The organism is uncultured Phocaeicola sp. (assembly GCF_948499155.1).
In the GTDB taxonomy this organism is placed as follows: domain Bacteria; phylum Bacteroidota; class Bacteroidia; order Bacteroidales; family Bacteroidaceae; genus Phocaeicola; species Phocaeicola faecalis.
Genome location: NZ_CAOOSE010000015.1, coordinates 1 through 21,226 on the forward strand (window position 1 = coordinate 1; position 21,226 = coordinate 21,226).

At 43.8% G+C, this 21,226-nt stretch carries 16 protein-coding genes and 1 pseudogene; 13 read left to right on the top strand and 4 right to left on the bottom strand.

Features of this window, described 5'->3' with window-relative positions; translation table 11 throughout:
* From QYT14_RS11505 to QYT14_RS11540, 8 genes and pseudogenes are all read left to right on the top strand, one after another.
* A partial coding sequence (locus QYT14_RS11505) for a hypothetical protein (RefSeq protein ID WP_289307410.1) occupies positions 1-2,760 on the top strand: 2,760 nt, incomplete at its 5' end.
* A gap of 150 nt (positions 2,761-2,910) precedes the next feature.
* A complete protein-coding gene (locus tag QYT14_RS11510) occupies positions 2,911-3,699 on the top strand; it encodes a LamG domain-containing protein (RefSeq protein WP_288325489.1) in 789 nt (262 codons plus the stop codon).
* A 34-nt stretch (positions 3,700-3,733) separates the two neighbouring features.
* Positions 3,734-5,191 carry an SIR2 family protein gene (locus QYT14_RS11515; protein WP_288325488.1) on the top strand — a complete coding sequence of 486 codons (1,458 nt, stop codon included), beginning with the start codon at positions 3,734-3,736 and terminating at the stop codon, positions 5,189-5,191.
* Positions 5,192-5,204: 13 nt separating this feature from the next.
* Positions 5,205-5,534 (top strand): annotated as a pseudogene (locus QYT14_RS11520) (toll/interleukin-1 receptor domain-containing protein); the annotation flags it as partial.
* Positions 5,535-6,653: 1,119 nt separating this feature from the next.
* Entirely contained in the window at positions 6,654-7,187 is a 534-nt protein-coding gene (locus QYT14_RS11525; protein WP_288325497.1) for an acyltransferase, read from the top strand.
* A complete protein-coding gene (locus tag QYT14_RS11530; RefSeq protein WP_288325487.1) occupies positions 7,184-8,419 on the top strand; it encodes a toll/interleukin-1 receptor domain-containing protein in 1,236 nt (411 codons plus the stop codon). Before QYT14_RS11525 ends, QYT14_RS11530 begins: the two co-directional genes overlap by 4 nt.
* Entirely contained in the window at positions 8,404-9,018 is a 615-nt protein-coding gene (locus QYT14_RS11535) for a hypothetical protein (RefSeq protein ID WP_288325486.1), read from the top strand. The genes QYT14_RS11530 and QYT14_RS11535 overlap by 16 nt, the downstream gene beginning before the upstream one ends.
* Positions 9,019-9,027: 9 nt before the next feature.
* On the top strand, positions 9,028-9,135 hold the full coding sequence (locus tag QYT14_RS11540) for an AAA family ATPase (RefSeq protein ID WP_262914305.1): 108 nt from the start codon (positions 9,028-9,030) through the stop codon (positions 9,133-9,135).
* A gap of 143 nt (positions 9,136-9,278) precedes the next feature.
* Here QYT14_RS11540 and QYT14_RS11545 read toward each other — a convergent pair whose 3' ends face one another.
* The 3 genes from QYT14_RS11545 to QYT14_RS11555 form a co-directional block, all read right to left on the bottom strand.
* Entirely contained in the window at positions 9,279-10,205 is a 927-nt protein-coding gene (locus tag QYT14_RS11545) for a site-specific integrase (RefSeq protein WP_288325485.1), read from the bottom strand.
* A 396-nt stretch (positions 10,206-10,601) separates the two neighbouring features.
* Positions 10,602-12,995, bottom strand: a complete 2,394-nt coding sequence (locus tag QYT14_RS11550; RefSeq protein WP_288325484.1) for an outer membrane beta-barrel family protein — start codon at positions 12,993-12,995, stop codon at positions 10,602-10,604.
* Between the two features lie 173 nt (positions 12,996-13,168).
* Positions 13,169-14,848 carry a hypothetical protein gene (locus tag QYT14_RS11555; protein WP_288325483.1) on the bottom strand — a complete coding sequence of 560 codons (1,680 nt, stop codon included), beginning with the start codon at positions 14,846-14,848 and terminating at the stop codon, positions 13,169-13,171.
* 112 nt (positions 14,849-14,960) lie between these two features.
* Here QYT14_RS11555 and QYT14_RS11560 point away from each other — a divergent pair, with 112 nt between their 5' ends.
* The 4 genes from QYT14_RS11560 (at position 14,961) to ybeY (ending at position 18,726) form a co-directional block, all read left to right on the top strand.
* Positions 14,961-15,983, top strand: coding sequence for a L,D-transpeptidase (locus QYT14_RS11560; RefSeq protein ID WP_288325482.1), 1,023 nt, complete (start codon positions 14,961-14,963; stop codon positions 15,981-15,983).
* Positions 15,984-16,023: 40 nt separating this feature from the next.
* Positions 16,024-16,776 carry a murein L,D-transpeptidase catalytic domain family protein gene (locus QYT14_RS11565; RefSeq protein WP_288325481.1) on the top strand — a complete coding sequence of 251 codons (753 nt, stop codon included), beginning with the start codon at positions 16,024-16,026 and terminating at the stop codon, positions 16,774-16,776.
* 243 nt (positions 16,777-17,019) lie between these two features.
* A complete protein-coding gene (locus QYT14_RS11570; protein ID WP_288325480.1) occupies positions 17,020-18,252 on the top strand; it encodes a spore maturation protein in 1,233 nt (410 codons plus the stop codon).
* Positions 18,253-18,309: 57 nt separating this feature from the next.
* Positions 18,310-18,726, top strand: coding sequence for an rRNA maturation RNase YbeY (ybeY, locus tag QYT14_RS11575; protein WP_288325479.1), 417 nt, complete (start codon positions 18,310-18,312; stop codon positions 18,724-18,726).
* A gap of 333 nt (positions 18,727-19,059) precedes the next feature.
* Here the strand turns inward: ybeY and QYT14_RS11580 are convergent, their stop codons facing one another.
* Positions 19,060-19,236: a hypothetical protein gene (locus QYT14_RS11580; RefSeq protein WP_237040077.1), complete on the bottom strand. Its 177-nt coding sequence runs from the start codon at positions 19,234-19,236 to the stop codon at positions 19,060-19,062.
* A gap of 93 nt (positions 19,237-19,329) precedes the next feature.
* On the opposite strand from QYT14_RS11580, the gene mnmG reads away from it, so the two are divergent.
* Positions 19,330-21,201, top strand: a complete 1,872-nt coding sequence (gene mnmG, locus QYT14_RS11585; RefSeq protein WP_237040078.1) for a tRNA uridine-5-carboxymethylaminomethyl(34) synthesis enzyme MnmG — start codon at positions 19,330-19,332, stop codon at positions 21,199-21,201.
* Positions 21,202-21,226 lie beyond the last annotated feature (25 nt).

The following is a 21,226-nucleotide window of genomic DNA, read 5'->3' on the forward strand; positions in this document are numbered from 1 at the left end:
GAAACAGGTGCATTCCAGGATGTTACTTTGCCCGCTACTTCTGACTCATTCGTAGCTGAAGCACCTTATAGTGATGTTCGTGTTATATTTGAAACAGCACGTTGGTCAAAATGGAGTGCGACTAATGCTCTTGCAAAAGAATTGCTGAAAGAATTCCCTGCATTGGCTGATATTAAAACAAACGATGTTGTTAAACAAGGCGGTAACTTGCCTTTGATTGTAACTCCCGCTAACGTGGAACTGACTGACAAGTTTGCTTTCGCTTTGCAGGGGGCAGATGGCAAAACTGCTGATATAGCTGTTTCAACTCCTGTTAAGGGATTGCCGGTTAATACTTCTATTCAAACTGAGTATATGCCTGTTAGTTTTGACCTTGATGGTAATGGTAAGATTGAAGGGGATGAAATTCAGTGGATGCATGTTGAAAAATACATGCAAACAAGAGCAGCAGAAAATGATTGCTTCTGGGCTTTGAAAGTTGAACCTGCTTATGATACTGCAAAGAAGAAATACGCTCAAGTAGCTAATGCCTCTTTGTCTATTGCAAATGAAAAGGGTACAACTGTAAAAACAGCTTTTGCTTACTCTGTAATGGCTGATGATAAAACAAACGCAGATGTAACTATCAAAGTGAATAAATCTGCAAAATATGCAGAAACCATTGATGTGTTCGAAAAACCATCTACTACAGAGGATGCTATCTTTACATTGAAAAACCAATATGATGGTCATTTCATCTTGTCTTTGACTAATGAAGTGCAAAAAGAAAAATATGGTTTGTCTGTGGAAGGCAGCAAATTGCATATTGCCAATATGCCGGCTAATGAAACTTCTATCAAAGTAAACATGAAGCTGATTGCTTTAGGTTTGAATGGCTCTGTTGCCGGTTCAGGAGAAAAGGCTGAAAACTATGTAGTTGAAATTACAATCAATCAAGGTGTAGAAACTACAGGTATTTTGGCTGATAAGGCTGTAACATTGGCTGCTAAAGCTACAGACGCTAAATTGAGATGGAATATCAAGGATCTGGGCTTGACTGCTGTTCAGTTGGATAATTTCTTGAAGGGTGACGTTAAGATGACTGCTACTCGCGAAGCAATGGAAGAAGGTCAGAATGGTGTTCTTGAAGAAAAGAAATATGTTGCATACAATGCTGCAGTTAACTTCTATGATGCTAAGGGAGATAAAATTACAGCAACTTATGGTGGTAATCCTGCTAACTATGTAACATTTGGATTTGATGTAGATGCTACGGCTACTCCTACTGAGTTGAAAGGTTATACTGCTGAGAAATTCTTACCGAAAGACTATGTTCTTACATTGACTTCTTCAGCTAAGGGTACAACTACTATAATTTACTCAGCTAGTGCTACATTGGCTGTTTCTAACCCCGATGTAACTGCTACTTATATCAAATTGGTTCCTGCATTTGTAGAAAACAATGTATTCCAAATTACAGGTAAGGTTGATGTTAAGAATGGTAAAGTAACTTATAAACTGGCTGATGGTCTGATCTTGAATAATGGTACTGCTTTGAAAGGCTTTATTGATATGGATTATAAGAACTATATCGATAATGGTGGTGATACTGAAGATAAGGCTGCTTATGGCAATTATAACTGGTTAGGTGACGATAAGAAAGCTGATCCGAATGCTGAATTGTCTGTTAATGTATGGAAGACTAAAGCTCAAATTGGCAATACTTGGACTGCGGCAGAATGGAACCAGTTGTATACTGAACGTAACATCCGTGCTGTCTACACATGGTTTGGCAATGACAAGAACATAGATAAATTTGACTATAAGGTAAAAGTTAAGAGTGAAATCTTCAGTGAAACTCCTGCTGAGGCAATCATCATGGATGCCACTAAGTTGTCAGCTGTATTCGGTGGACAGAACGGGACTAATACTATTGATATCCAGAAGGCTATCACTAAGGCTTTGGTTGCTGCCGGTACTGACAAGGATAAAGAATATAATTTGTTTGCAACTACTGGTAAAAAGAATAAATATAATGACTACATTGCTGGACCGAAAATGAACGATGGATATGTTGTTACTTCAGCTGGTAAACCTATCGCTATCAAAGCTGATGATTTGATGGATATGGGTATGACTATGGATCAGTATATTGCATATACTTCAACTACAAATAAGCCAACTTACTACTTGAAACTGAAGTCTGCTATTTATTATAACGGCAAAGAATATGCTACAATTGATGAAGCAAAAAATGCTGTTCTAGCTGCATTAGATGAAACAGCTACTGATGAAGCAAAAAATGCTGCTGCTAAAGAAGTTGAAGACAATGCTATTACATTGAAAGGCTGGAATGATTTGTATACAGCATATGATACATATTACAAATTGGATACGGAAAAGGGACAGTATAAATTGTCAGGTGTAGCTTCTGCTGATAAGATTCCTGCAGATGATGCAACTCTTATATCATTGTTCAATAGCTATAACAGTTTAACTGTATTAACACAGAAAGAAGGAACTGAAGTTCAGAATGCAACTCCTGCTGATTCTCGTATCGCTAATGTCAACATCGCATTTGCTGATGCTTTGGAAGCTACTAAATACTTCCAGAATGTAGCTACTAATGGTGTGGTTTCCGGTACTACAATCACAGCCATAGATAGTGCTCCTGCCGATGTAACAGGTGGTAAAGTAACTGTTCCGATGCAGATTTCTGTAACAGATATCTGGGGCAAGACCATGGTACGTACATTTGATGTTACTGTAACTACAAAATAATCAACCTATAAAGTAAAAGCTTGCTTCCCCTTCGTGAGAAGCAGCTTCTACCCAAGGTAGAAATTATAAACTCTTTCAAGCGGGGAAAGAAAGCGCATCCGGCAACGGGCGGTTCTTTCCCCGCTTTCTTACTTTAAAAAGAAAATGACTATGAAGAATTATTTATTTCTGTCCCTATTATTATCTATAGGTATCTGCGTGGGATGCTCTTCCTCAGACGACAACAAGCCCAAAACTCCTGATGTGGAAATCCCCTCAGTAGACGAGTTGACCTCCATACAAGTAGGTCTGGTGGCCTATTACACTTTCAATAATAGTACAGGTGATGACGGTACCTCCCACCACTATGATGCAGCCCTTATCAATCATCCGGAGATGCTCTCGGATACCCCTTCGGGCAGAGGAAAGTCCGTCTGGTTGAAGAAAGAAGAAAAACAGTACATCAATATTCCCTACCAATTATTCAAGAACACTACTTATTCTGCCACCTTATGGGTGAAAGATTTTGGAGCGGGTATCCTGTTGTCTGCGGTAAACATAGACAAGGCGTTGGATTTCCCCTGCTTGGCAGCACGTACAAAGAGTGGCAAGTTTGAACTCTATTCCAATAACCGGGCAGACTTTAGTAAATCGTATGCCTTTTCCTACCCCTTCAGTACTTTGCAGGATGGGAAGTGGCACATGATTGGCTTCACCCATATTCCTAATGGTGACGGATTCAGTTGTGAAAAGAAACTGTACGTAGATGGTAAGTTTGTAGCCAACTGTGAAGGCGTGTACGATGTACCTTCTTCTATCAAAATACAAATAGGCGGTGACTGTGACGGACATTATAGCAGTTTCTCAGAAGATATGAAACTGGATAACATACGTATCTATGACCGTGTGCTCGAAGCGGAGGAAATGGATGCGATATATCGTTTGGAACGGCTGCAATAAATAAAGGCAGGGCATTTTGAGAGCTTGTTGGAATATGGATACATTTGATTCTAAAACAGAGGAATTCATTGATGCCTATGTCACTGCATTGCACCAGAACACTGCGGCTGTTTTTCTAGGGGCAGGTATGTCCAAAACATGCGGCTATGTGGACCGGACCGAACTGATGAGACCTGTAGCCGCGCATTTGAGACTGGATGTTGCCAGAGAGAGCGACTATGCGTTACTGGCTCAATATTATGTGAACGACGAACGCAACAGAGGGGCGTTGAATAAATTGTTGTTTGATAAAATGACTCCTGATAAAGCGACTTATTCCGAACGGCACACCATCCTGTCCCGGCTTCCTGTTTCTGTTTATTGGACTACCAATTATGACGAATTGATGGAGAAAGCACTGAAAGCGGAAGGAAAAAGAACAGATGTGAAAACCTGCATAAGCAATTTTATCCATCCGTTAAGTGGAAGTGACGCTACCCTGTATAAAATGCATGGTGAGGCATCAAAGATACATGATGTGATTATAACCAGACGCGACTATGAGGGATACAACGACAAATACCAAATATTCAGTGACCAATTCCAATGTCACTATGCCTCTAAAACCTTTCTTTTTCTCGGATTCAGTTTCTCGGACCCGAATATCAATTTCCTGCTCGGCCAGATAAAGAACAGGTATGGAGAGGATATGCCCGTTCATTTTTACATCACAAAAAAAGAAGATGACGCATACTTGAAGCAGAGGCAGAAGCATCAAACCGCCTTTCTGCAGACTTATGGGATTAAGACCGTATTCATAGAGGATTATTCAATGCTTGTGCCTGTTCTGAAAGAGATAGAAAACCGGTATAACCGAAAATATGTACTCATAGCCGGTAGTGCCGACGGATATGGTGACTGGGACACCCGACGTGCGGAGCTTTTTCTTTATCATCTGGGGTACCAGTTAAGAAAGAAAGATTATCAGCCGGTAAGCCAGCTGGGGAACAATATCGGAAAACTGGTGATGATGGGAGCTAATAAATGGGAACAAGGCGGTGCGAAATCTTATAGGACATGGACGCAAAAGGTATTGCCTCCTCCCGCAGAGGATGATGCGGACTTCATCTCCCTTTCTTATTCGGGGATAGGGGCCTGTATTTATTTGTTTGGCAACGAAAAGGAAAGCGAGGAGCTGGTTGACACCCCGACTTGGGAGCGGGAACTGAATGCTTTCTATAGGAGTGGCTTGAATATAGTGCCTGTGGCCAGCACCGGGTTTGCCGCAAGACGAATGTGGAAGAGAATCAGTGACCGTCCTGAAATATACGGTCATTGTCTTAAATATGACTCCCCAGCAAAAGAAACGGGGATTTTTAACAGCCTGGGAATACCTTACGAAGAGAAGGGAATTCCGGCAAATGGTTTCAAGGACTATTTGGACGAGCCGGAACTTTTGCCTGATTATGGATTGATACAGACTATTATAAGAGCTTTGGATATAAACCTTTAAAACAAAATATGCTATGGATGAATTCATTAACAAAAATGAATATAAGTATGATATATTCATTTCTTATTCCAGTACCGACAGACCTTTTGTGCAACAAGTGGTATATACCTTGAAAAACAACGGTTACCGGGTGTGGCGCGATGAGGATATCCTCTTCAAATATAGCGGAGAGAGATATAGACCCCATGTTGAGAGTGGGATAGACGAAAGTGCAGTGGTGCTTTATATTCACTCCAACTCGTCGGTACGAAAGACTTTCGTGCAGAACAAGGAACTACCTTATGCCCTGAAGAAAAAAAAGAAAATCTTGCTTTATCCGCATGGGATTAAGTCCAGACCTAAAAATCCAGAAATGTGGAGCATCCAGCGTGTAGCCATAGCAGATAATCCGGAAACGGGAGAAAAGGACGAGATGTTCAGCATCCTTTCCGCTGTACAGCGTTGTTTCGGTGACCTGACCCCTTCAGGCCGATATGTGAAGCTTGAGACATGTAGTGAGATATGGTCACCGGAACACATAAGCGCGCAACTGACCAATGTAAAATATATTCTGCCAATTCCCGAGAGCAGAAGGGAGGAACTGAGAAGTCTGGGATTTTATTCCGAAGCATCGGAAGATACACGGATGCTGGAAAGACTCCGCTGCTTTTTCAAGAAGTATTATAATGATAAAGACGCTGACACTTTCATTGAAGAGACGGCCTGTGAAGTGGCGGATTATGTTCTGGAACGTTTGAGAAGCCATGCTACCATGTTCAACGGACCGATGGTCGGTGTTTCTGAAATTACTGCCCAAAGATCGCCGGACGGAATAGAAACCCATTCATTGACGATGAAAATGTATCGTTCGGACTATTTCACCTTCAAGGTAATGAGCAAAATATATGGGAATTTGATTGCTTCTCTGGGTGACAAGGAGAATCCTTTTGATATACATACCGTTGAGGACATTCCTCATTATGCTCCTTTCCTCTGTTCTTTGGGAATGGGAGGCTTTCTGTTACAGAAAGAAGAACAGAAAGAAAGTGCCTTGTGGATAAAACGCAGTTCGGGATGCGAGGCTGCCAACCTTTATCATTTCAGCTATGACGAGACTGTGGCTATAAAAGACTTGGAGGAGGATGGGAAGACTGTGAATCTGTATGGAACATTATACCGAGGTATCAAGGAAGAATTGGGACTGTCTGGTGATGAACTGATGCACGAGGGAGGAATTTTCGAGATAGGTGTGATTCTGACTTCCAGCCGGATAGAATTGGAATTGCTGTCTTTCCGGGTACTGCATCCTTCGGCTCACTCCCGCTTCCCGGAACTGCTTGAAGCGGCAGATGACTCCAAACTGGAGGTGGGCGAACAGTTTTTCTTGCAATTGGGAGATTATAGACGGGAGTTGGCAGGACGTTTCCCTACTCCGGAGGCATTAGCATTGATACAGCGTCTGGAGGTACGTTATAAGGATGAGATGTTACTGAAGCAGAAACGTAATACGCTGTTGGTGCAGATAAGCCCTCTGGCCGAGGTGGGCAAAGGTGTGAAGACTGACGACTTTGTGATAGTGGGTGACCGCTGCCGCATAGGACAGGAATGCAAGATACACCATTTTGTTCATATCGACGAAGATGTGGTGATAGGCAATCGGGTGAAGATACAGAACAATGTGATGATTCCGCACGGAGTAACTCTGGAGGATGGGGTGTTTGTAGGTCCGTCCGTGGTATTTACCAATGATAAGAATCCTCGTTCCATCACTCCGGATGGTCAATTGAAATCGGGTGATGACTGGACGATGACACCTACCGTAATAAAGGAAGGTGCGTCACTGGGCGGTGGCGCGGTAATTGTCTGTGGAGTGACCATAGGCAGATGGGCGATGGTAGGTGCAGGCGCCGTGGTGACCAAAGATGTTCCGGACTATGCATTGGTCGTGGGCTGTCCTGCCAAAGTGGTAGGGAGAGTGAATGAAAAAGGAGAAATCGTAGCTAGGGAGGAGTTATGAGTAGGATAGATGCATACCGCTATCAGGTAGTGTTGCTGGGAGATTCCACTTTTCTCCAATCGGTCTCTCAGGACTTGCAGCAACAATTAGAGGACAAACTGGCGGAATTGTCTATAGACCATAAACTAGTGAGGCTGCTTGTGTCGGAGAAGGCCTCGGAGATAGATTACAGCTTGCCGGTGGTGGGACTTTATTTCGGTGGCGCGGCATGGGAGGAGAGGTTTGAAACCGACTCTCCCGTTTTACAGTCTCTGCTGGATAAGGGCATCACTGTGTTACCGGTGGTAAACAGTTCGGATAGGTTCCGGCAGAATGTGCCGAAAGAATTGCATCCTGTCAATGCCATGCGCCTGGGGTCCGGAACTTCCGAAGAACGATTGGCTTCTGTTCTGAACTTTATCTTGCAGGAGTTCCATTTGTTACGCCATCACCGGAAAGTCTTTATCAGTTACTGTCGGGAAGACGCTCTTACTCAGGCTATGCACTTGTATGATACATTATCGGCTCATGGGTTCAATGTTTTTTTGGACACGCACAGCATTAGTAAAGGAATAGATTTCCAACAAGAACTGAAACACCAGTTGATGGATGCGGACATGATGGTAGCATTGCATACTGATAATTATATGAGTCGGGACTGGGTGAAGGAAGAGTTGAATGAAGCCAGTGTTCTGCAAATAGGAGTGATAGAGTTACTGTGCACAGACCAAGGGGACGGACAGGCAGGAAAGAGTATACCGGGTAGCTTGGGATTGCCCATTATAATGAAAAAGATGGATTTGTTGTGTCCTGTCCGTTATCAGGAGATTGAGGAAAAGATAGCCCTTGCCGTAGAACGTTTTTTGGCGAGGAGTTTGCAGGCCCGTATTTCCAATTTGATGGGACCTTTTATAAGTTGGCTGAAAAAAGAGAATTTATCTTATACGCTACATCCTTCACATGTGGTATATGCAGAAGAACAAGATAAAAGGATTTTATTTGTGCCCGCAATAGGTATCCCTGACGCCAAGGTGATGGATGACGCCCGACTGTGGATACAGGAGTATTTGCAGGATGAGGCAGGAAGGCAGGAGGTGAAAGTGTGCCTGGTATACGATCAGCTGTACATGAAGAAGAAATGGATGGAACATCTGCAATGGCTGGATGGGTACTTACCGGTAAAGACTGTTTGTATCCGTGAGTTGGATTCATATTCATATCATCATATATTGGAAAAATGGAAAACAAATTGAAGCATATTTTTCTGTCGGCCAGTATTCCTTCTCCGGAGCGGGATGCGAAATACTATGAAACTGCCGATATGATAGGCATCCGTGACGCAGTCCGCGCATTGGCCGCCACTATTCTTCCTCATGCCCGGTTGGTATGGGGAGGTCATCCTTCCATAACTCCCCTGATTCGTGAGGTGCTGGAAAGAGTAGGAATTAGTTCTTGTGAGATAGAAAAGCATGTGACCCTGTATCAGTCTGCTTTCTTTGAGGGCATGTTCCCCCCAGACAATGAATGTGTGGAACATATAATCTTGACTCAGGTAAGGTTCAGCCAAGGTGTGAAAGACCGCAAAGCCAGTCTGACAGAAATGCGTGAGCAGATGCTTGCTCCTGCACATAACTATGTAGCGGGTATTTTTATTGGAGGCATGGAAGGAGTAGAAATTGAATATGAACTGTTTAAAGAACATCATGCCGATGCGTTACTATTGCCGATGGCAAGTACGGGAGGTGCGGCATTAGAGATTTATAACCGGAATCGGGAAAGTTTTGATATACGTTTGAAGAATGACTTTGATTATCGGACTTTGTTTAGCGAACTGCTGAAGGACAGGCTGTAAGAGTACTGTCTGAGCCGCCCCCGATGCTTTGGCAAGAGCCTGTTGGTAGCTACATTGGAAGCCTATTTCCCAGGTAAGTATGTAGATACAGAAGTGAAAAGTGTTATCGACGAGTAGATAATAGCTTTACATGCATAATATGCGCTGTTTTTCCTTCAAACCTGTCAGCCATACCCTACCCCAACAATGGATTCCGTATCGGCTGACGGATTTGAAGTTTTTTGTTCCTAATACGGTATCCTGTTAAGATACAGACTTTTTTAGAAAAGTTCTTTCAATACTTGCTTGTTGGCTTCATCGATGACAGCCGTATCCAACGACGACAAATAAATCATGGTCGTTCCTTCGGAATCATGTCCCATGCTCTCGCTGATGACAGACAAAGGAATATGCTTATGTTTCGCCACGCTAGCCCATGAATGGCGCGCACAGTGCATCGTCAACGGATGGGTAAGCCCTACCATCCTGCCTATGTCCTTCAACCTGCGATTCATAAGAGTGATGGCATTTTTATACTGCTTTCTTTCGTCCACACCACTGTTTTTGAGAATGGGAAGCAGATAAACAGTGCGATTCCAGGAATATTTCTTCACAATATTTTCCATACATCTCTCCCACCTGATATGGAGCAATTGCCCCGTCTTCTTCCTTTTATAGGATAAAATACCTTCCGACAGGTCTTCCTTACGCAAGTAGGCCATATCTACAAAAGACATTCCGCGAGTGTAGAAACTAAACAAAAACATATCGCGTACATAATCCAAAGTCGAGTTTGGAGGCAATTCCAACAACCTTATCTGCTTTATCACACTGAGCGGAAGGGCACGCTTGATGGTTTTGCACACTCCTGTATAGACATGCTTGAAAGGATAGCGCTGCAAGGTAATTCCTTGCTCCACCGCACGATTGTACACTGCCCGAAGGATGCGCATATAGAAAGAGACAGTATTCATGCTCACTCCATTGCCCTTTAAATAGGCTTCATAAGCCACCATCATGTCTGAGTCCATTTCACTTAGCGATACATCTTCGCCATTCGTAAATCTCATAAAACTATTAAATGCAGCCGCATAGGTTTCACCTGTACGAGCTTGTTCCGACTCTCTCAAATGAGTAATGTTCGTCTGCATAAATAGTGCCAGGGATTTTTTACTTGAACACCTGTTCTTTAGGTTAATTGTAATCATCGTAATCTAATCTTTAAATTATTTTTCTGACTTAACAGCATCCGACAAAGATAAGTTGTCTGTTTTTTTATTCCTTTGCAATTGAGAAGATAAAACGATGAAGGCATAAGGTATTTTATAAAATGGGACTATTCGCTATGATTACAGGGCGTTCACCTCTGTCTTTAACCGCCCCAAGAGGAAAAATCTCATTTCCCGGGGTTTTATTTCTTTGGTCTGTCTAAAATCCCCCATTTCATCGAAAGAACGGTTAAGAGGAAAGAATCTCATTTCCACTTAACCGTTCTTATTTACAACATGATTACCGAACTTGCCTGCCATAGGCAGAAAGACAAGCTGTTCTCCGCCTTTGTGACAAAAACAAAGGCATAAAGAGAGCGAAATCCGTCTCCCCTACTATAGGCGGTTTTGGATATCCGTGTTACTCAAGTTACGTTCTTTACGTTTGATATCGGCACCGAAGTTATAGCTTACCCCGATACGGAAGCTCGTATAGGTAAAGGTATTGTTGAACTTCGTATAGAGTCCGTTGGAGTAACTGGTTCCGCGCATATTCTTCACCAAAAAATCGCTTACATTCAGGCTCAGATTCAGTTTGTTGCCCAACATACTGTAACGGATACCTCCACTGGCTCCATAGGAACCTTCCCGATGAATCACCTGGCCATGACCCGGTCCGGAATAGTAACCGGAAAGACTGGCAACCAACGTTTTGGCTGTATTCAGATAGAATGTGTTGCGGATATTGATGTTATAATCCCAACCGGAATTTTTAGGATGGGTTTCGGGCGCGCTGGAAGTGGTCCTGTTATACTTTAACGTGTGCTGGGCAAACGTCTGCAACCACCCCAAACGGAACGTATAAGAGTTGGTAATACCGAAAGAACGGTTTTTCATATAGTTGTCCCACAAAGTGGAAAGAACATGTGTTTCCTCGTTCAGCATCAGCCGCTGCGAGAATACATCAGTGGCATACGAATAGAATATAGAGAAATTCAAATTGTTCTTCAGGGTATAAGAGAGCTCTGCATTATAGCGATAACTGGGTTTCAGGTCTTCTTTTCCGCGATGTTCGCTATATTTGTTTTCGTAAGTAAGGAAAGGGTTCACCATATTCTGTGCCGGACGCGAAATGCGGCTGGATATATTCATATTCAACACATTATCTTCATTCGGCTTATACATCAGATAGAAAGTAGGGAACAAGCGGGTATAGTCATGCTTGTCCGTTGTCTGCTGGGACTCGGAAATGCCTGTTGTCCGGGTATGCTCCAGACGAAGACCGGCTTTCATTGAGAAATGGGAGCCAAAGTTATGGCTATAGTCGGCATAAAGGGCATAGATTTGTTCTTTATACCGGAAAAAGTCATTTTGAGTGAAAGACACATTGGAGTTATCATACATCAGACGGTTGCGCGTGTCGGTGAAAGATGCTTTCGCACCTGTCGTGAAGCTGTAACTGTCACCGGGAAGGATGAAATCGAGTGCAGAAGAGATTACATCTACCGTACGGTGCTGATTCTTATCATAATTAAACTCCGAGCCGGGGATTATTTCTCCTGTCGGCAGGTGGCTTTCAGAATCAAAATCGAAGAATGTATTGGATTTGTCTTTCAGATAATCGACATCCCATATCATCTTGTGTCCTTTATCTCCCCATGACTTATCGACGTGGAAGTTTACATTCACACGATTCTGTGAATAGTCCTTATCATCACGGCCGAGCATGAATGAATCGGTACGAAGTTCCTGAATGTCGTGCACTTCGGTACGGTTGTCGGTTACATTATTGGGAGCATTGTTGATATAGGTAAGTTGGGTACCTATATTCCATTGTCTGCCCATATCGATATCTATTCCTCCGTCTACATAAAAGGAAGAAAGAGAATAATCGCTTTCGGAACGGCTGCGCCATGTTTGGTCGGTATAGAAACGCCCGTTACGCTCCACATAGCCGGTTTTACCGTAACTTCCGCTACCGTTCAGGTAAGCGGTTACGCGTTGGCGATTGAACTGTAGGCTCAGGCCGCCATACCCATAGTTATATTTCTCACCATACAGATAAGAGCCGAAAGCGTTTCCGCCGATATGGTCTTTGACACGTTCCTTGAGGCGGATGTTAAGGATGCCGGCATTGCCTTCGGCATCATAGCGGGCAGGAGGAGTGGTAATCACTTCTACCTTGCTAATTTGAGAAGCACTGTAGGAGCGAAGAAAATTAATGAGTTCCTCACCGGAGAGTTTGGTCTCACGGTCGTTGATATAAATCTTGATTCCTCCTTTTCCTATGATGTCGACCCCGCTTTGAGACACGCGCAAGCCGGGTACATCGTGAAGGAGATCCAATGCATTACCGCCTACGCTGGCAATAGAGTTTCCCGCATCAAAGACAACACGGTCTATCTCACGCCTGATAATGGGCTTGGCGGCTGTCACAGTCACCTCACTCATCGCTATGGACGAGTTTTTCAATACTAAACTGCCTAAATCAGTATCTTTGGATAGGGTAAGAGGCAACGACAAATCCTGATAGCCCAACAGGGTAATACACAGTAAATAGTTCCCTTTGGGTTCTTGCAACCGGAAGCAACCATTCGTATCGGTAATCATTCCATCCAGATACGTACTGTCAGTGGAGTGAAGCAATATAACATTGGCCACTTCGACAGGAGTTCCCGTCTCATCTTTCACACATCCTGATAATCGATAAGTTTGTGCCGTGATTGTTCCCCATGTACAACATAAAAGGACGAATAGGGAAACAAGTCTTTTTCGTAATAAAGTTTTCATTCTGTAATTCGTTTTGTTTGGCACAAAGGTAACAGCAAGAAGGGGCTTAAACAGACTAAACCAGGAAATAAAAAGTCTTAATCAGAGAGAATTATTTCACTGATTATCAAACAGTTTGATTTATAAAAGTCTTAAATAGGGCGAATCGAATCTTAATGGAGACTAAATCCGTATTATGCTGCCTGCGTATTATTTATATATTCCACAATATCTCCTTTCTCATCCATTCCCAACTTCTTTCTGATGGCTGTTTTGCGAACATACACGCTGGCCACGCTCTGTTGTGTCACCACCCCGATTTCTTTTGTCGAGAAGTCGGCACACAACAAACAACATACCTGCTTTTCTTTCTCGGAAAGCAAGTATCCGTAAAGCGTCTCCATCCGGGAATAAAATCCGCTATAAATAGTATCGATAACCTGATAAAGGTCTTCCCACACCAAAAGAGTATCTACAGGAACCTCCTTGTTGGTGATTCCCGATATGCGGCGCAGCAAGTCCTGATTCTGCGAAGTGGGAGCAGTCGCCACCAAACGGATAATACCCAGTTGCTTCAACAGTATCTTTTTAAAGAAGGCGCTGTCATGCTCTGACTCACTCGCTTTATTCGCGTCTTCCAATAGCCGGGTAAGTGTTTCGACACGGTCTTCGGCTTCCGCCAAACGCAGGTGTCGATTGCGAATATAAAAGAAAACACACAAACCACCCACCGCAAAGATAAATAAGAAAGTGACCAGTAACAGTTGTGTACGCTGACGGTCGATTATCAATGTATAATTCTGACGTTCGAGCTTGATTTTTGTATCCATCTGTTGCTGTATGGTGCTCTGCTTGTTCCAATCTGCCAAGATAAGGGAATCGCCAAACCGTCCGGTTCTAATCGTCGAGATACTACCTTCCATAGCGTAGTCCACCACATTCTGTAATTCATAGAGCAAAAGGCGTGTACTGATGTTCACACCAGACTGCTGCTCTGCTTTCGCTTCAGCTTGCCACGCCATATCCAGATAATATGCAGCCGAATCAAGTTGCCGCAAATAAAGAAAGTTCTCAACCAGGATTGCATGGGTGACAGCCATCTTTTCACGATATACCGGCATCAACTCCCAAACACGGCGAATCAGTGCATTTGATTTCTCCACCTTCTCGGAACGCATCAGGTTAGAAGCATAGTTCCGCATATAATGGCATAAATATGCTGTATCTTTATTGGCTTCAGCCATCGCAATGCTCTTCTCATAATAATAAGTGCAAGAGTCGTCGCCAACCAGCCCAAGATTAATGGCGAGAAAATAAAACATTCCTGCCAAATCAGGGGAAGTAGTGTCAGGGGAATAAGCCAAGGCCTCTTTCACATGGCTGACCACCTTACGGTAATCTCTGCGAAGCTCGTAAACAATATTCGCCTTATAATAAAGCAGGTCGCGGACATTGACGGAGTCATTGGCTTGCTTTGCCCGTGCCACTCCGCTATCCAGCTCTGCAATGGCATCATCCAGCCGGTCTATCCATTTCAGGTAGTTCGCCTTCAGGATATAACCTTTCATCACTTTCTCTCGGTCGCCATGTTTGCGAAAGTAATCCACCGCTTTAGGCAATAAAGAATCTTCTGTCATCGATATATTTCTTGCGCTATGGACCATCGCTTTTATCCATACATAACTCATCAGTTCTTCTTCCGAAAACTCGGCCAAATGTTCTTGCTGTTGCGCAAGCAGAGACAGGACACTATCAGGATAATCCGCCATCAATGAATCGGCGCGCTGTAGCAAAGCACGATGATTGGACGGACGACATCCGGCAACAAACAGCAATATGATAATAATTCCCCAAAGGAAAGGTAATTTCTTCATGATATAAATAACAAAGTTATGCCACAAAGATACAAGATTTAAACAAAAACGCATGGTTATTCCTTATAAAGAATTATATTTGTAAACGAACTCTACAAACCCTATATCTGTTATGAAAAGGATAAAATTCATATATTGGCTGACAGGGTTCTGCGTACTCTGTTCCTGCAACTCGAAAGCGGAAAACGACACGCAACAGGCCGCCGCTTTCGAAGTCCGGGATTCCATAGCCGAAACTCCTGCCGAAATTATAGTGAAGGAACTGGCAGCTGAAGATATAAGAATAGAAAAAGAACTGCTTTATGACAAGCATACTTTGGAGGATGTCTATCCTTATAAGGATACGACACGCTGCTTTCAATGGGAAAAGATAAAAGAGAGATTAGCCTTGTTGGAGAATATCCGGCAGAAACCATCACAATGGTGTATCCTTCAGAATTATAAAAACCGAAATGGAGAAGCTCCGCTGGTCAAGAATTTTAAACGGGATGCTTATAAACGTGTGGCCGATACTTTGGGGGTGGAACGATACCAGGGAGTGCCGTTATACGAGCTCAATGATACGCTCACCCCGGTACGTTATGGACTGGATGGGCTGCTGACGCGCCATCTGGGTACGGATGGAAAGTTTACGAAAGTCACACCTCTATATATAGGAGGAGAATGGTATGCACCTACCAAATATGTGAAGCTCATTCCTGATACTGTTGTTTTTGATAAAGCTATCTTTGTAGACCGCCACAACCAGAATATCACGACCCTGGAACGAAAAAAAGAGGGGGAATGGTTGGTGCGCAGCATGAATCCGGCCACGACAGGGCAACGGCGGCCGCCTTATGCACAGCCCACACCACTGGGTATGTTTGTCTTGCAAGAAAAGAAGCCAAAGATGATTTTCCTCAAAGACGGCTCCACCGCAACCGGAGGTTTTGCCCCTTATGCCAGCCGCTTCAACAATGGTGGCTACATTCATGGTGTGCCCACAAATGCACCGGCAAAAGGTATTATCGAGTATAGCTATACTTTAGGGACGACACCCCGTTCGCACATGTGCGTGCGCAATGCAACCTCACACGCCAAGTTCATTTTTGATTGGGCACCTGTTAATGAGGCAATTATATTTGTTTTGGAATAGAAATGTACGTAACTTTGCACCCATTATTTAGTTTTCACCTATGTACAAAGCTTTTTTATTTCTAGTCCTGTTTTTCTTCCCATTCAGTAACGTATCCACCCGGACATCTGTCCCCGAGGAGATGGCAAATATGGTCATTCCTGAAAACGAAGCACCGGACGGCGAAGCTTTATTTGAAGAAATGGATTTGGGAGGGATTGTAAACTTTCTGGCATTCAGGCAAGCTGTGCAAGGTTACAACAAAATAGAACAGAAAAAGAAACCTGTATTAACTCTTATCGACTTTACCAAACCGTCGACCGAAAAGCGTTTGTTCGTGTTCGATATGAAAGACAGAAAGCTACTTTATTCATCAGTGGTAGCACACGGCAAGAATAGTGGAGAAAACTATGCCACTTCTTTCTCCAATACGGTCGGTTCGTATAAAAGCTCACTCGGTTTCTATCTCACCGGAAGCACTTACCAAGGAAAGAATGGTTATTCATTATTATTGGATGGACTGGAGAAAGGAATCAACGACCGCGCACGCGAGCGTGCCATTGTAGTACATGGCGCCGCTTATGCCAATCCTTCCGTATGCAAGTCCGGAAGACTGGGAAGAAGTTTCGGATGTCCGGCATTGCCGCAGGCACTCACCAAACCAATCATTAATACAATAAAAGGAGGCAGTGTACTCTTTATTTATGCCAACAATAAAGAGTATATGACGAAAAGTACTATTTTACCGCCTCTACAACCGCAAGAGTGGCTCTCTGAAACTCGAAAAACAGCAAATCAGCCATCTTCTTTCTAGAATAAGAAGTTCTTTTAAAATTCTCTTTCCTTCTTTTTTCTATAAAAACCAGGGGAAGAATATGCATAAAGTCATGATTAAATAGAATTACCCGACCAAAAAGATAACACAAAGGGAATTAACCTATCAGATGCCGGCTTCACCAATCTACGAGAATCGCTTAAAAATTTCCCTCATGCATCCTTACCCGAATTAGAGGATTTATTTGTACTTTTGTTCGCATAACAAAAACACACAACAGTTATGGTGCTCAATTATATTTGGATTGCCTTCTTCCTAACCGCCTTTGCAGTCGCATTGGTACGACTCGTTTTGCTGGGAGATACCCAAGTCTTCCCCGAGATTATCAACTCAACCTTCAGTTCTTCCAAAACTGCATTCGAGATTTCATTGGGATTGACCGGTGTGCTTTCACTCTGGCTTGGAATTATGAAAATAGGTGAGAAAGGAGGAGTCATCGCTTTATTCTCTAAATTGCTGAGCCCTCTGTTTTGCAAACTTTTCCCGGAGATTCCCAAAGGACATCCGGTGACCGGGAGCATCTTTATGAATCTGGCGGCAAATATGCTGGGGCTGGACAATGCAGCCACACCGCTAGGACTGAAAGCAATGGAAGGTTTACAGGAACTGAACCCCAAGAAAGACACAGCCACTAATCCGATGATTATGTTTCTGGTCTTAAACACTTCCGGACTGACACTCATCCCAATCAGTATCATGGTATATCGTGCCCAACTGGGGGCAGCGCAACCGACAGATATTTTTGTACCCATTCTTCTTGCCACTTTCTTCTCAACTCTTGCAGGGATTATCACTGTCAGCATTTACCAGAAAATAAACTTGCTTAACCGCACTATCTTATTGTTTCTGGGAGGAATGAGCCTCCTGGTAGCAGGTATCATCTACTTTTTCAATACCCTCTCCCGGACACAGATTGATATTTATTCGACCACCATTGCCAACGTTTTCTTATTCTTAATCATTATCGGTTTCATCATAGCAGGAGTGAGAAAGAAAATCAATGTATATGATGCATTCGTAGAAGGAGCAAAAGAGGGATTCAGCACCGCTGTACGCATCATCCCCTATCTGGTTGCAATCTTGGTTGCAATTGGCGTTTTCCGTGCTTCCGGTGCAATGGACTATCTGATTGACGGCATCGAAGGTACAGTCAAACTATGCGGCATCAACAGCGATTTTGTGGGCGGACTGCCTACTGCCTTAATGAAGCCGTTAAGCGGAAGTGGGGCTAGAGGACTTATGGTAGACGCCATGACCACTTACGGTCCAGATTCCTTTGTCGGACGTCTGGCATGTATCTTTCAAGGCTCAACGGATACTACCTTTTATATCCTTGCTGTTTACTTTGGCAGTGTAGGTATCGTAAAAACCCGCCATGCGGTGCCTTGCGGACTGTTGGCAGACCTGGCAGGGGTGATTTCGGCTATCTTTATTTGTTACCTTTTCTTTGGATAAAAGAGGATTATCAGAATACTTTATCTATCTTTGCCCGTCTTTAAAAATGAGAAAAGTATGATTAGTTATCAGACAGAAGGCATTGGGATGCCTGCCATCAAGAAAAGGGAAACTACCGAATGGATAAAGAAGGTTGCCGCCGACTATGGAAAAAGAGTCGGTGAAATAGCTTATATCTTCTGCTCCGATGAAAAGATTCTGGAAGTAAACCGCCAATATTTACAACATGATTATTATACGGATATCATTACTTTCGACTATTGTGCCGGCAACCGTCTTTCGGGCGATTTATTCATCAGTCTGGATACTGTCCGCACGAATGCAGAGCAATTCAACCAACCGTATGAACGAGAACTTCACCGCGTCATCATACATGGTATCCTGCATCTTTGCGGCATCAATGACAAAGGTCCCGGAGAACGCGAAATAATGGAAGCGGCAGAAAACAAAGCATTAGAAATGCTGAATATCTGATTCGCTTCTTCCACACATACTATCAGTCTTGAAGCGGAAAACAGGGTCGGTTTTTATTCTTGGGGATTTAATAGATGAAGCAAACACCTGTCGAAGTTGTGTCGAAACGCTCATAAACTAAAAATCACCCTCTTCCGGGCGCTGCATACGTTTTAAACTCCCTAAGTCGTTTCATTAGCCGGACTAAGCGTTTTCGTCCTTTCGATTACGTCTGTCTGTCCGTCGGATTACTACAGACTCCGGCAGTGGACTGTATAGTCCGCTACAGTAGACCGTACAGTCCATTGCAGTGGACTGTACGGTCTGCTGCAATGGACTGTAATAATCTTCCGTTTAAAAGGGCTTGGTTGCCCCTACGAAACGGCTTACTCTTCCCTTTGCATCCGATATGACATATCGCATCCCCAAGAAACCAATCTGCCCCGACATACATCGCTCCCAAACAGAGCACTTCAATGAGAAAGTACTCGATTCCTGACAAAATAATCCCTCGATTCTCTTTTTTATCATCCTTTTTCCTCTCTCTATCATTTTCTAACAATCCCTCAACCTACTTTCTGACAACTTTTTAGTAATTTTGCCACGGTAAAAAGAAATAAATCAATGGATTTTAAGTACGACGTAATTGTAATTGGTGCCGGACATGCCGGTTGTGAAGCAGCCGCTGCCGCAGCGAACCTGGGTTCAAAGACTTGCCTTATCACTATGGACATGAATAAGATTGGGCAAATGAGCTGTAACCCGGCTGTGGGAGGCATCGCAAAAGGACAAATCGTAAGAGAGATAGATGCACTCGGAGGATACATGGGAATTGTAACCGACCGCACTGCTATCCAGTTCCGCATGCTCAACCGCTCAAAAGGGCCTGCCATGTGGAGCCCGCGTGCGCAGTGCGACCGTGGTAAATTTATCTGGGCATGGCGTGAAATATTAGAGAACACACCCAATCTGCATATCTGGCAAGATACAGTAGAGGAGTTGATAGTCGAAAATGGTGAAGTAACCGGACTGGTCACTTGTTGGGGAGTTACATTCCATGCAAAATGTATCGTGCTGACCGCAGGAACTTTTCTGAACGGGCTGATGCATATCGGCCATAAGAAGTTGGCGGGAGGACGAATCGCCGAACCAGCTTCTTACCATTTGACCGAGTCTATCACTCGCCACGGTATCACTGCCGGACGAATGAAAACCGGTACTCCTGTTCGTATTGACGGTCGCAGCGTACACTATGAACTGATGGAAACACAAGATGGAGAAAATGACTTCCATCGCTTCTCTTTCATGAGTGAGCCGCGCAAACTTAAACAACTGCAATGCTGGACTTGCTTTACGAATGAAGAAGTGCACAAGATTCTGCGTGAAGGACTCCCCGACTCTCCCCTTTTCAACGGACAAATTCAGAGTATCGGTCCCCGCTATTGCCCCAGTATAGAAACAAAAATCGTAACCTTCCCGGATAAAGAACAGCATCAGCTCTTCTTGGAACCTGAAGGCGAAACGACACAGGAACTTTACCTCAATGGTTTCTCCTCTTCCCTGCCAATGGATATCCAACTAGCCGCATTGAAGAAGGTACCTGCTTTCAAAGATTTGGTTGTTTACCGCCCCGGCTATGCCATCGAATATGATTATTTCGATCCTACCCAACTGCAACATACGTTGGAATCGAAAGTAATCAAAAACTTGTTCCTTGCCGGACAAGTGAATGGAACAACCGGTTACGAAGAAGCCGGAGGGCAAGGTATCATTGCCGGCATCAATGCACATATCAACTGCCACGGTGGAGAGCCATTCACCTTGGCACGAGACGAAGCTTACATCGGTGTCTTGATTGACGACCTCGTGACAAAAGGTGTTGACGAGCCTTACCGTATGTTTACCTCACGCGCCGAATATCGCATCCTGCTCCGTCAGGATGATGCTGACATGCGCCTGACCGAGCGGGCATATAAGCTGGGCCTTGTCAAACAAGACCGCTATGAGCATCTGTGCAGCAAGCGTGAAGCTGTAAACTCCATCATTGATTTTACCAAGAAGTTCTCTATCAAAGCAGCACTCATCAATGACGCTTTGGAAAGCCTGGGAACTGCCCGCCTCACCCACGGATGCAAATTAATAGATTTAATAAACCGTCCACAAGTAACGATAGAAAGCATCGCCGAACATATCCCCGCGTTCAAAGAAATGCTGAACAATATAACCGACCGCAAAGAAGAGATAATCGAAGCAGCCGAAGTACTTATCAAGTATCAGGGATATATCGACCGTGAACGGATGATAGCCGACAAGATTCACCGTCTGGAAGCTATCCGCATAAAAGGTAAGTTTGATTATAATTCGCTGAACTCGCTCTCTACCGAGGCTCGTCAGAAATTAATAAAGATAGACCCTGAAACATTAGCGCAAGCCAGCCGTATCCCGGGAATCTCGCCCAGCGATATCAATGTCCTGCTGGTGCTTCTCGGAAGATAAAGAGGCAATGTTTCACGTGAAACAA